The sequence below is a fragment of the Candidatus Zixiibacteriota bacterium genome, assembly GCA_021159005.1.
GTDB lineage: Bacteria > Zixibacteria > MSB-5A5 > UBA10806 > 4484-95 > JAGGSN01.
Window position 1 is genome coordinate 1 of sequence record JAGGSN010000076.1, and the last position, 13,021, is coordinate 13,021.

Annotated in this window: 6 protein-coding genes; 3 read left to right on the forward strand and 3 right to left on the reverse strand. The window is 42.2% G+C overall.

The features are described from left to right. Positions 1–461 precede the first annotated feature (461 nt). Positions 462–1,937, forward strand: a complete 1,476-nt coding sequence (locus tag J7K40_04715) for a T9SS type A sorting domain-containing protein (protein MCD6161698.1) — start codon at positions 462–464, stop codon at positions 1,935–1,937. Positions 1,938–2,012: 75 nt separating this feature from the next. On the opposite strand, the gene recD is transcribed toward J7K40_04715, so the two are convergent. From recD to recC, 3 genes are read right to left on the reverse strand one after another with little or no spacing between them, the layout of a single operon-like run. Next, the gene (recD, locus tag J7K40_04720) at positions 2,013–3,851 is read right to left on the reverse strand and encodes an exodeoxyribonuclease V subunit alpha (GenBank protein MCD6161699.1); all 1,839 of its coding nucleotides are present in this window, start codon (positions 3,849–3,851) and stop codon (positions 2,013–2,015) included. Between the two features lie 5 nt (positions 3,852–3,856). After that, positions 3,857–7,471, reverse strand: coding sequence for an exodeoxyribonuclease V subunit beta (gene recB, locus J7K40_04725; GenBank protein ID MCD6161700.1), 3,615 nt, complete (start codon positions 7,469–7,471; stop codon positions 3,857–3,859). After that, positions 7,472–10,699, reverse strand: a complete 3,228-nt coding sequence (recC, locus tag J7K40_04730) for an exodeoxyribonuclease V subunit gamma (GenBank protein ID MCD6161701.1) — start codon at positions 10,697–10,699, stop codon at positions 7,472–7,474. A 362-nt stretch (positions 10,700–11,061) separates the two neighbouring features. Between recC and hflK the strand changes: the two genes are divergently transcribed. Continuing rightward, positions 11,062–12,006 carry an FtsH protease activity modulator HflK gene (gene hflK / locus J7K40_04735; protein MCD6161702.1) on the forward strand — a complete coding sequence of 315 codons (945 nt, stop codon included), beginning with the start codon at positions 11,062–11,064 and terminating at the stop codon, positions 12,004–12,006. Continuing rightward, complete coding sequence (gene hflC / locus J7K40_04740) at positions 12,006–12,932, forward strand: protease modulator HflC (protein MCD6161703.1); 927 nt, start codon at positions 12,006–12,008, stop codon at positions 12,930–12,932. Before hflK ends, hflC begins: the two co-directional genes overlap by 1 nt. Positions 12,933–13,021: the final 89 nt, after the last annotated feature.

The following is a 13,021-nucleotide window of genomic DNA, read 5'->3' on the forward strand; positions in this document are numbered from 1 at the left end:
CGGGGGAATGACATAAATGGATAATCATCGAATCAAAGTCGACTTCTGAAATCTAATCCGGAAATATCTATGAAGCAAAAAACAGAACACGGGTGTTTATAAAGATATTATAGCGGCTTATTGTTTTATATGTTATGGCTTAAGCAAGCTTCATTTCTTGTGTATTAATTGGAGAATTCTATTGAAAAGGCCGGACAGTAGTGATGTTTTATGTTGTGTCAGTTCGCAGTCCGCCTAAGGCGGATGAACTATCACCTTTTACTTGCAAAGAAAATCGGCAGGTCACGTTTCGCTACGACCTGCCTAAACAATTGAGATGATTATTTTAAAGAAATTATATCGACATAACAAAAATATTATTTGTTATAAAAATAAATGATGCTATATTTATCAATACGATATAAGCAGTTGATTTGTTCATCTATTTAAAGATGAACTCTTAATTGATAGGAAATTATAAAATGAATTGCCGATTTATTAAAGTATTAACTAAATCATTGATAATATTATGCTGGTTGTTTCCTCAAGCTGTTCTAAGTCAGGCTCCTGATACTTTATGGATGCGATTGATAGGCGGACCTAATGTTGATGCCGCATATTCAGCTGTTCAGACATCGGATGGCGGACATGTAATAGTCGGTTATACCTATGCTCACCCAGACAGCAATAGCGAATTATATGTTGTAAGAACCGATTCTTACGGAGTAGTTGATTGGGAGAAAATTTACGGCGGGTCTGGCGATAATTGGGCTAACTCGGTTGATGAGACCTCGGATGGCGGCTATATTATCGCAGGCGGGACGACATCTTCCGGCGGGGAGGACAGCGATATTTATCTGCTTAAAATTGACACGGCTGGCAGAATTATCTGGGAAAGCACAATCGGCGGCGAATTCGACGAGGACGCCCTTAGCGTATGTCAAACATCGGATGGCGGCTATATAATGACCGGTTGGACAAACTCCTTCGGGGCGGGCGAGGATGATGTTTATATAGTTAAAACCGATTCTGAGGGCGACACTCTCTGGACTAAAACATTTGGCTATATCTTTTGCGATAAAGCGATGTCGATTATTGAGACAACTGACGGCTGTTATGCCGCGATAGGCGGAACCGGCTACTGGGGTTATTATCCCACTAATGCCTACCTGATAAAACTTGATGCCGATGGCGACTCGCTTTGGACTCGAACCTATGGCGGCTCTTGGTCGGATGCGGGCGGTGCCATAATTGAAGCTTCCGACGGCGGCTATATTTTTCTTGGCTGGACTCTTTCATTTAATGTTGAGGGACATGATTTTTACTTAGTGAAAGTTGATTCAAGCGGCGAACAGGAATTTTACAGAACTTACGGCGGTAATGAAATGGATGTTGGCCGCTCGATTTCGCTAACCTCCGATGGCGGTTATCTTCTGACCGGCTACACATACTCATTCGGCGGTTGGATGGACATTTATGTTATAAGGACAGACAGCTTAGGCGATACACTCTGGACCGACGTTATAGGCGGCGCGGGATATGACCAAGGCTGTTTTGGCTATCAGTGTTATGACGGCGGCTATATTGTCGGCGGCAGCACGCAATCATTCAATGCCAGAGAGTGCGATATTTTGCTGGCTAAGTATGCTTCCGATCAAACCGCTATCGATAGAGATATCGAGTTTATTGCTGCCAATGAGTATTCGCTCTACCAGAACTATCCGAATCCTTTTAATGAGACTACGACGATTTCATTTTCGATTAATACTAACCGGCATGTATCGCTTAAGGTTTATGATTTGCTCGGCCGCGAGGCTGCCAGCCTTTTTGATGAGGACCTTCCTGCGGGGTTGTACAAAACGTCGGTGAATGCCTCCGCTCTTGCCAGCGGTATTTATATTTATAGCCTGCAGATTGATGATTATAGAGAATCGAAGATGATGACTCTGCTTAAATAGCGGTTTTGTTTAGATAGGCAGCGAGGAAACACAAAAAGTACTGGCGGCGTAGAGTCTTATTAATTAAAGAGTAAATTATTGCCAGAGCAAATCGGCTAAGCCTGATGTTCTTTTAGTTCGATGTGAGACGCCGGCGCGAAATATGCTTTCGGGAGACCAGACCACAGCCTTCTTTTTCGATCGTGTTATCGCAGTATAAAGCAATTCTCTGGCAACCACCGGAGATTCCTTATCCGGCAGGATTAACAGAACCTCATCGAATTCCGAACCTTGGCTTTTGTGGACTGTCATCGCGTAAACTGTCTCATGCTGAGGCAGCCGGATTGGGGAAATATTCCGTAATTTGCCGGTCTCATCCAAGAAGAAAGCGCGGCGTTCATTGTTTTTTTCTCTATCAGGAAGAATAATTCCGATATCGCCGTTGAATAATTTTAAGGCATAATCATTTTTAGCAACCATCACCGGACGGCCTATATACCATTCCGAATCCGGCTTAATAAGTTTTTTGGCGGTTAGTATTTTCTCGATATATCGGTTTAGGGAATTTATTCCATAGGGTCCTTTCCTAATAGCACATAATACCCTGAACCGATTGAACAACGCCAACGCTTTTATCGGCTCCTGTTCTTTAAGGTAATCTTTATATCCTCGCAAGGCAGCGCTTTCTATAGCCGCTAAAATATCATCCGGATGCGGCAAACCCAACAGTTCAATATCATCATATCGTTCATTCTCGATGGTATCAATGGCGCTGTCGGCGTCGCCATAATTAATGTATTGGCTGACAATGCCGATTCCGCTGTCTGAACCAAATCGGTAATTTTTTTGCAGGCAGATAAGACAATCTGAAATAGCGGGCGTATTCTTATTAGATGGAGTTATCTTAATTTTATCTCCAGTAACATTTTCATACATTCGATAGAAATTTTTAGAATGCTCAAAGGAATCGCTTTTGCCGCAGATATCGCCAAACACCGAGCCGGCCTCGACCGATGCCAGTTGGTCTTTATCGCCAAGTATAATCAATCGAGCCGTTGAAGGAATGGCGTCAACAAGTTTGGACATCAAAGCTAAATCAACCATCGAGGCTTCATCGATTATTACGGCGTCATAGGGAAGCTGGTTATGCTCGTTATATCGGAAATAGGGCGAGTTGGGAATAGCGCCAAGAAGCCGATGAACAGTCGAGGTTTTTGCCGGCAGCAGTTTTTTTATTGTATCAGAACATTTCAATAATTGCATTATCTCAATAATTGATTCCTGCATGCGGGCGCAGGCTTTGCCGGTTGGCGCAGTAAGGGCGATTCTGGCGGTATTATCCTGTTCCAGCAAAAGCGACATGATTCCCACTACGGTCGAGGTTTTTCCGGTTCCCGGACCGCCGGTTATCACGCATAGCTTTTTCATAACCGCTGTTAATGAGGCGGCTTTTTGCCAGTTAATTATATCTTTATCGGTCTGTGGAAAGAGGCGGTTTAAGCCATCTTGTAAAAGCTGAATATTTGTATTGGCATTTGTTTCCTCCGCGCGCCTTTCTAAGGCTAAGGCAAATTTCGTTTCATAGTTGTGATAACGATAAAGATATAAGCGCGCTTTATTATCGAGGATAAGCGGCTTAAAATCACCTGGTTTGCCAACGACGGGACTGCTTTTTAATTCGGCAAGCCATTCAGGCAAGCCGGGACAGATAATCGGTTCCGGCAGGTTGCCCTGATTGGCGATATGTTTGCCTGCCGCCATAGTTAAGTCGAGGCAGATATGCTTGTTTTGCGTATGGCTGCTAATCATAGCCGCCGCCAGAGCAACACTCGGATGACCGCCGCCTGAGAGTTCGGAAATAAACTTAGCGAAATGGATATCAATTTCCGAAAACAAGCCGCTTGTCTTAATTTTATTTATCTGCTCGATACTCATCTGCTTTAATGATTGCCTTTGACAAACAAACTGTCGGACAGTTCGCTTATTAAATCCTCCGACGGCAAGTCATAGAAGATGCCGCTGCCTGAGGATTCGTTAATGCCTCTTATGAAAAGATAATATACTCCGCCGAAATGCTTTTTATAGTTATAATCAGGTACCCGCAAGGAAAGATATTTATTCAACGCAATTGCATAAATATGATACTGCAATAGATAATAATGGTTATTCATAGCCTGCATAAGTTTATCTTGATTGTAATCATCTATGCTGCTGCCAAGGTGATTTGATTTCCAGTCAACTAAGTAATAGCGGTTATTATAAACAAACACAAGGTCTATAAAGCCTTTCATGAAACCCTTAACCGGAGAAAACCGCAGTTTATCGATTGCGCTGGGGAAATCGCTATGATGTCGCCGGATATTATGTTTTGCGAAAATCCTTGGCAGAGTATCGATAGAGATTAGCTTCAAGGGGAAATAGAATTCCAGCTCGTTCAATCGGTCGCTATTGTTAATCTGCGAAAGGTTGAAAGTATTATTTTCGGAACCCAGCGGCGCTGAGATTACTCTATTAATCATTCTATAAATAGTATCATTCCATGACTTTTCAAAACCATATTTATCAAGTTTGTTTTGTATCAGTTCTTTCAAAACATCAGGATTATGGCTGGCGAAATCATATTGCTCGAATATCTCATGAATAAATGTGCCCGCCTTAGCTCCTTTGGGGAAAGCGAAAATATCCGATCGGTCTTTATCAATTACAATATCCGCATCCCGGTTGAATTGCCGGGTCAATGAATCATGGTCGGGCAGTTCCGATATCCTTGGCGAACCCGAAACAAGATATGAGAAGCTGGCTATCCTCCAATTTTGGGCAATCGTGCCGGAAAACTTTCGGCAGGTCAAACTATCTAATCCTTTCGAGGGGCTAATATATTTTTCAGGCGGAGATTTCGGCATAGCCTTTACTGCAATAGTATTGCCCGCATCAGCGCTGATATCCTCCAGCCGGCTGATAATGAATTCATCGTTAATATCGTTATAGCTATTTTTTAATTCAGCGATTAAATCATCAGCATTATTTATCTGCGGGTTTAGAAGGAAATAAGCCATTGCCGAATATTCCGCTTCGTTGAAATTTCCCCAGACTATATAACAGCGGTTTTTAGCTCGCGTAAGCGCCACATACAAAAGCCGAAGATTCTCAGCCAGTATTTCGGTCTTGGCGATAGCGGCATTTATCTCCGAATCAGAAGAACCGAGATCAAGAGTTTGATTGTAGTTATTCTTCGCATCATGAAAGATAAATTCCTTCATTTTAGCATTTTTAAAATCGCTCCAGGTAAATGGACAGAATACTACCGGATATTCTAAGCCTTTGCTTTTATGAGTGGTAGCAATCTTAACGGCGTTATCATCGCTTTCCAAGCGAATCTGGTGCTCATCAAGTGATTTTCTGCCGGGACCTATTTGTTCGGAAAACCATTTTGCCAGTCCGTTCATGCCTGCCTTTTTTTCAAACGACCATCTGTTTAGTATTTCAGCCAGATGTAAAAGATTAGTCAAGCGCCGTTCGCCATCGGGGAAAACCAGCAAGCGGCTGCGAATATTTTCATTGTCGATGAGTTCCCCTATCATTCTGAAAAATCCATATCTGTTCCACCGCTCGTGATATTCTCGAAATCTGATTAGCCGTGATTCCCAGTCCGAATCATCTTTTGATAAATCATACAGCCGCTCTCCGCTTAACCCCATCATGTCGGTTGACAGAGCTGTTCTTAACAGCCTTTCGTTGCTGGGCTGAACTACTGCATTAATAACCCTTTCCAATTCGATGGCTTCAAAGGAGTCAAATATATTTGCCTCGGTGTAGAGAACGTTCGGGATGTTCGCCTCGTTTAAGGCATCGCTGACAATCAAAGCCTCTCTATTTGTTCGAACAAGCACTGCAATATCGCTGGCTTTAAGCGGTTTGTTGTCTATGGCAACGCTATTTTCCGCCGCTAAACTCAGAAGCCTTGAGATTTCACCGGCGATAGCTCGGGAGATGAGTTTTTGCGCCTGCGGTTTTAATATATTAGAATGTTTTCTATTTGCTGTTGTATCTAAGGATTCCTTTTTGATATACCATAGCTGTAATGGCGGTTCGGATTTGCCGCTTATCTTTAGTTCTTCCTGTTTTTCCTTAACTGCCGCTGATGCCGGGTTGAAAGAGATTTCCGAGTATAAGAAAGGATTATCGATATTGGAAAAGACTGCATTAGCCGCTTTAATCAAATCAGGCTCGGCGCGCCAGTTATTCAATAAAGTATATTTTGTGTCGGCATCTTTCACCGCTTGCAGGTAGGCGAATATATCAGCGCCGCGAAAGCCGTATATAGCCTGCTTGGGGTCGCCGATAAGAAACAGGATATTATTATCGGCGCCGAACACATTACTAAAAATATAATACTGGATTGGGTCGGTATCCTGAAACTCATCGATTAAGGCGGCTTTATATTTTTTACGTATCGCTTTTGAAAGTCGGCCGCCCTCATTGCCCTGCAAAGCATTATAAAGCTTAGTTAGAAGGTCATCATAATGCTGGATGTTTTGCTTTTTTTTGCGTAAGGCAAGCTCTCTATTCAAATAATCAAATAATTTTATTTTAAGGGCGATTAGCTTTTTATTATATGCTTCTTGTAGTTTATTATTAGCATTCAGCAAATCATCGCATAATTGGAAAAATGGTTGATTTGGAGGGTTACAATTTTTCTTTAATGAATCATTAATATTAGTGATAGTGAATTTATCAAATTTATCAAATAGGGATTTAGTCCCATTAGAGTTTAAATAATCATCTAATTGAACTAACCACTTTTTAACCCATTCTTCCCGATAGTTTTTTAGTATATTTTTGTCATTTAAAAATGATTCGATGTCGCCTCTATTTGATTTCCATTCCTGTAATACTCCTGAGAAAGCGTTACGGAAATCTTTTTCCAATCGTTCGGTATCAATAAATTCAGCTTTGGGGATAATTGTAAGAGTTGGCTTGTCAATATACCTGCCTATCCGATACAGCAGCTTATCAGGTTCGAAGCCATCCTTTTTCGCATAATTGACAAACAAACCGGAAGCGCTATAAAAATGTTCTCGCCAGAAATCATCAATTACTTCCTGCTTAAGTTCGTTCTGGTCGCCTGCTAATTCCGTATCGAAAGGACAGCTGCACTCGAAAGCGTTTTCATGAAGAATCCTCTGGCAAAAACCATGAATAGTGAAAATAGCCGCCTCATCAAAATTGCGAAGCGCGCTTTCAAGCTGTTTGACAGCCTTCGGGCGGTCGACACATTTTTGGGCTATAGCTTTAAGCGTTGGGTCGCTGCCGCTGTCGCTGTCCGCATTGAATGCCTTAATAGCATCCTTAATCTTCTCCCGAATCCGGCCGCGTAGTTCCTCGGCGGCGGCTTTAGTGAATGTTACTGCCAGAATCTCGTTTACAGACAAATTCTGCTCAAGGATAAGCCTTATGAACAGCCCGGAAATGGCGTAGGTTTTGCCTGTGCCTGCGCTTGCCTCGATAAGATTTGCGCCTCTTAAGGGAACGTTTATTAAATCAAATTCCCGCATCTAATGTTTAACCTTATCCTGGTGGTCTAATAATGGCTGATATATTGCCAAGGCGGTTTCCATGAACTCGTCATCAAACGGCGCCTCTGTACCAAAGCATCTCCGGAAATATAAATCCTCACTCTCGCCTTTATGATACTCACTATTTTCCCATGCCTTTTGGGCGTTGGTTATTGAAATGCCGTCTGATTCTCCTTTACTGAGTTTTTCAGCACAGCTAAATGATGACTCCGGGAAAAAGACTGCCGGTTTGACTAAGCCATTCCAATAAATATTCAGAAGCTTTCGAAGATGCGACTCGGCATCAGCCGCGGGTTTATATTTAAAGCCAATATCGCTGCCTATGTAAATACTTTCGCAAGGATAATTTTCAAGACTTAGATGGTTAAGCAAAAGATGATAAATCCAGATTCTTAATCTATCCTTAGCCTTAACCTTTGCCGCCCGGTATTGAATTAAACTATCCGGATAAATATCATCAATCCGGCCGGCAATGTTGAAGCCGTCAATATCGATATCTACATCTATCGGGTCAAGTTTATCCTTATGCGGATACCTGTCGAGTTTGTTAACAATAGATAGAACATCAGCTGTTAGTTCATTGTATGAACATTCACCGGGAACACCATGAGGGAGAGCACCTCTTGCTTTAACAACTTTGAATGTGTTTGAGAGATTTTCACCGGCAAGCTGCTTCTTTAGAAGCTCGGTTTTAATATTATATTTATCCAGATAATTAATTGATATGGGTTCCCTCTCCTCCAAAATTGCCCCGCTTTGTTCGAGTTTTATCCCCAGGCGTTTTTGAAGTATAAATCGTGAGGGATTATTAAAAAAGCCGCAAAGCTGGTCAATCTTTATTGTTCTGAATTCATCATCCGGTTCGGGCAAACCGTTTGAGATAAAAAAATCAGGCGTCTGACGACTACCGGTGAGCATCCGGCTTGCCTGACAGTTTTCATCCGAATAGCAAAACAGTTTTCCCTCACCGCGAAAATACTCAGGGTTGAAAGCCTGCAGGCGATGTTTCGTCAATATATGCTCAAGGATATTTCTGTTTGGCAGCTCGCAATTATTCTCGATATAGTCCTGCAGTTCGCTAACTACTACCGAGGGCGGTATTACGCTGTTGTCCTCTATGCTTTGCCCTATATAGCTTAAATAAAGGTTTTGCCTTGCCGAAAGAATTGCCTCCAAGAATAAATAGCGGTCATCATTTCTTTTTGACCTGTCGCCGGGCTGAGGATTTTGGGTAATAAGATCAAAACTTATAGGTTTTACCTGTCTGGGAAAAGCATCGCTATTTAAGCCGACAATGCATATTACCTTAAATGGAATGCTTCGCATCGGCAGAATAGCGCAGAATGTAACCGAACCGGCAATGAAGCCAAAAGCCGAGCTTTCCTTTTCCAGTTCGCTTTTAAGATATGACTTAATGATGTCTAAGCTGATTTTATTATCATAACCCGACACCTTTTCGAATTCGATTAACTCATTCAGCGTTTGACGGATTACCTGCATTTCGCGTTCATTGTCATCATCTGTTAAGATAAATTTATCAATAAGCAGATTAAGGATTTTTGCCCAGCCGCTCAGGGTCTTGGGTTTTTCAAGCGAGCCGATATATGAAAAGAGCTGATTTGTAAATTCGATAAATTTCCCCAATGCGGATGTTTTATTGCCCTCAATTTCATCATAAGGAAGAATATCATTAAACATACGCACATCATTGCCCGTCATAGCATAACCCAGCAGAAGCCTTTCAATACCTGCCTGCCAGGTATTTTCGGGATAGGCTGATGGTCCGAATCGTTTACGGTCATGCTCATCGATTCCCCAGCATATTCGGGTATGCTTAACCCAGTGATGGATGTATTCGATATCTTCCATATCAAGCTCGAACTTACGATATACATAAGGCGAATCAAGCAGATCGAGAACCTTGGCCGCGCCATACCTGCCGCCGGTAAGTTCAAGAATCGCCAGGAACGTATCGATTACAGGATTTTCCTTATCGAAGCTTCGGTCGGCAATACTGAAAGGGATTTTCTTATGAGCGCTTGATGATTTGCCGAATACGGTTTGAATGAAAGGCGCATATAATTCAATATCAGGAGTCATAACAAGTATATCCGTGGGGGTTAGATTGCTGTCAGCCTCGAACATTGCCAGAAGGTTGTCATAAAGGACCTCGATTTCCCGCATTGGGCTGTGACAGGAATGAATCTGAATCGAGCAATCATTTTCGGGTATCATGGTTTTATCTGATTTATCACATCCTCGAAGGTTTAGTATATCCGATTGAATTGCGGTTAGCATGTTGTTCCTGCCGGTATCGATAAAGTGCTTATATTCTTCAAGGTCAAAATCGTTTACTAACGAAAAGAACTCCCGGCCTAAAGCTCCCATCGAGGCTAATAACGAATTGCCCTCCTCAAGATGTAAATCATCAGCTTTGAGCGTCTGCTTTTTCTTTGTGATTCTATCGATTTCCCGGTCGGATACAATATCAGCCCAGTATTCACGGCAGGGATTCATTAAAAACATGTTTACCTCGATGAGAGCGGATAATTCGGCGAATATTTCCATATAAAATGGCGGCAAGGCGGATATGCCAAAAACAGAAATCCTTTTTGGCAGATTTTTAATTTCATGAGATTTTCCTCGTGCTGCTTTTAAAAACAACTCTCGGAAGGCTGCCTGATGTGATATCTCTTTATCGCCAACAATATTCCGCCATAGTATAGCCTGCCAGTGGTTAGTGTTTGGCTTAGCCCAGCCGAGAATCATTTGCGGTCGAAAAATCAAATATTGGTCGAATGTATCGGCTATGCGGTTAGAAAGCTGAAATAACTTCAAACCATCATCGTCATCATCGAGATATGATTTCAAGCTTTTAAATTCCGGTAAATCCAAAAGTTCCGGAAGACATTTCATGATTTTCCAGGTCATGAAATTAGAAGTAAAGGGTTTTTCATCGGGGATATCCTCGATAAACTCTTGAAAGACTACGTTTACAAAAGCTCTTGGAAAAGGAAACCGGCAATTAGAAAATATACCGAGTTTTCGGGCAAGCTCTAACGATACCCAGCGCTGCATGCCTTTGCTCTGGACAACAATGGTTTCTTCAGCCATAGGCGAGTCGAGCGGATTGGAGGCAATCATCTCGCCAAGTTTATCGACGAGAATTTCAAGCTGATTGCTTAGATTGAGCTTTAAACCGGGCATAGAATTCCCTCATTCGCAACTTATTGAAGCGGTTATAGATTTGCCGTGATTGCAATTTCCTCAGGGCAGCGGTATTTCCGGCAAATCATATAATATTATGCCGCTTCTTACGAATATACTCCGCCGGGATAAATCTTTCAATGAAAAACGTTATGAAATTTTGGTTTAGATGCAGGCTAACTGTCTATTTAGATCTATACTAAATTGCTCAAACATCTTAAATATTGCTTGTAAACTCATAATTTATATCCTAACTTAAATCATAGGATGCTGAAATCAATATTTAATTTTAAAGGAGGTAAGAATTGGATTTTGAAAGCGATAGCGTTGAGGATTATCTGAAGCGTATTCCTCGACAGAAAATGAGGAAACCTATCCTTCTGGCGATAGGGGCAATTATAGTTATTGCCTTGCTCGCATCAACTTTTTATTCGGTGGGCACCGAATCGGTAGGATTAATTCAGCAGTTCGGCAAGTATAACAGAACAACGAAGCCCGGCTTGCATATGAAACTGCCGTTCGGTATCGAGAAAGTAACAAAAGTGCCGGTAACCCGAATACTAAGCCAGGAATTTGGTTTTAGAACCGCCAAACCCGGGGTTAGAACAGTCCGCAGCGGGCGTTCATTATTGAACGAATCTCTTATGTTAACCGGCGATCTTAATGTTGTCGTGGTTGATTGGATCGTCCAGTATAAGATAAAAGACCCGAAAGCGTATCTCTTTAATGTGCATCATGTTGAGGAAACTATTCGGGATATTTCAGAAGCTGCCATGCGTCAGATTGTTGGAGATAGAAGCGTGGACGGCGTCTTAACTATTGAACGTATCCAGGTGGGCGAAGATGCCGCTTTGGAGATGCAGAAGATACTGGATAGCTACGAGGCAGGCATTCAGATTGTAACGGTTAAGCTTCAGGATGTAACGCCTCCGGATGAGGTAAAACCGGCGTTTAACTCTGTAAATGAAGCCAAACAGGAAAAAGAGCAGATGATAAATGAAGCCATGAAGGAATACAATACTATCATCCCTAAAGCCCGCGGCGATGCTGAAAGAACTATCAAGGAAGCGGAGGGATACGCTATTGATAGAGTCAACAAAGCCGAGGGAGATGCCGCCAGATTTCTTTCTTTATGGAAGCAGTACGCTAAAGCTAAGAATGTAACGCGAAAACGAATTTACATGGAGACGATGGCCAAGATACTTCCCAAAATAAAACAGAAATATATTATTGATGAAGACGAGAACGGCATACTCAGGCTTTTACCATTAGGGCAATCTGATTTAACAGGAAAGGGAGGTAAATAATGCCGAACTTTAAATTGATTATCACAGGAGGCCTGATATTATTAGTCCTTATAATTATTTCAGGCGTGTTTTATACGGTAGACCAGCGCGAGCAGGTTGTAATTACCCAATTCGGCAATCCGGTGCGCGTGGTTAAAAAGCCGGGACTGCATATGAAAACTCCGTTAATACAACAGGTAAACTCTTTTGAAAAACGGCTTCTGGAATGGGATGGTCGGGCAACCCAGATTCCTACTAAGGATAAAAAATTCATCTTAGTAGATACTTATGCAAGATGGCGGATTATCGACCCGCTGAAGTTTTATCAATCGGTTGGTGATGAGTATAGAGCGCAGACCAGATTGGATAATGTAATTGATGCGGCGGTTCGCGATTATATAACCGAGAATCTTCTCATTGAAGCGGTAAGAAATTCTAATCAGCCATTAGTGCAATCTGAAGGCGAAGAAATTGAGCGTGAGATACTAAATATTGAAATGGGTAGAGAAAAACTTACCCGCGATATCCTTCTGAAAGCATCTGAGATGACGCCCCAATATGGAATTGAGCTTGTTGATGTCAGGATTAAGCATATTAATTATGTCCAGAGCGTCCGGGAGAAAGTATTTTCAAGAATGATTGCCGAACGCGAACGAATTGCGGAACAATACCGCTCGGAGGGACAGGGCGAACGCTCGAGGATACTCGGAGACAAGGAACTAGACCTCCTTCAGATTACATCAGCAGCATACAAAACAGCGGAAGAAATCAAGGGCAGGGCTGATGGTAAATCGACGAAAATTTACGCCGATGCATATAGAAAGGATACCGAATTCTATGCATTTTTGAAAGCCATGGATACATACCCCCAATCAATTGATGAGGATACCTGGCTGATATTAACAACCGATTCGGATTATTTTCGCTATTTGAAAAGTACGCGATGAGGTTTTTAGCTTTCGTGAATGAGTAAGCTGTCGGGGTGCCCGGCTTAGGCGGATATGCCCTTTTGTTGCCAGGCAGCGCTTGGTAACAA

What these genes read in the sequence shown, in the direction of transcription:
- J7K40_04715 (MCD6161698.1), top strand. Translation starts at nt 462, where the DNA reads ATGAATTGCCGATTTATTAAAGTATTAACTAAATCATTGATAATATTA.
- recD (MCD6161699.1), bottom strand. Translation starts at nt 3,851, where the DNA reads ATGAGTATCGAGCAGATAAATAAAATTAAGACAAGCGGCTTGTTTTCG.
- recB (MCD6161700.1), bottom strand. Translation starts at nt 7,471, where the DNA reads ATGCGGGAATTTGATTTAATAAACGTTCCCTTAAGAGGCGCAAATCTT.
- recC (MCD6161701.1), bottom strand. Translation starts at nt 10,699, where the DNA reads ATGCCCGGTTTAAAGCTCAATCTAAGCAATCAGCTTGAAATTCTCGTC.
- hflK (MCD6161702.1), top strand. Translation starts at nt 11,062, where the DNA reads ATGAGGAAACCTATCCTTCTGGCGATAGGGGCAATTATAGTTATTGCC.
- hflC (MCD6161703.1), top strand. Translation starts at nt 12,006, where the DNA reads ATGCCGAACTTTAAATTGATTATCACAGGAGGCCTGATATTATTAGTC.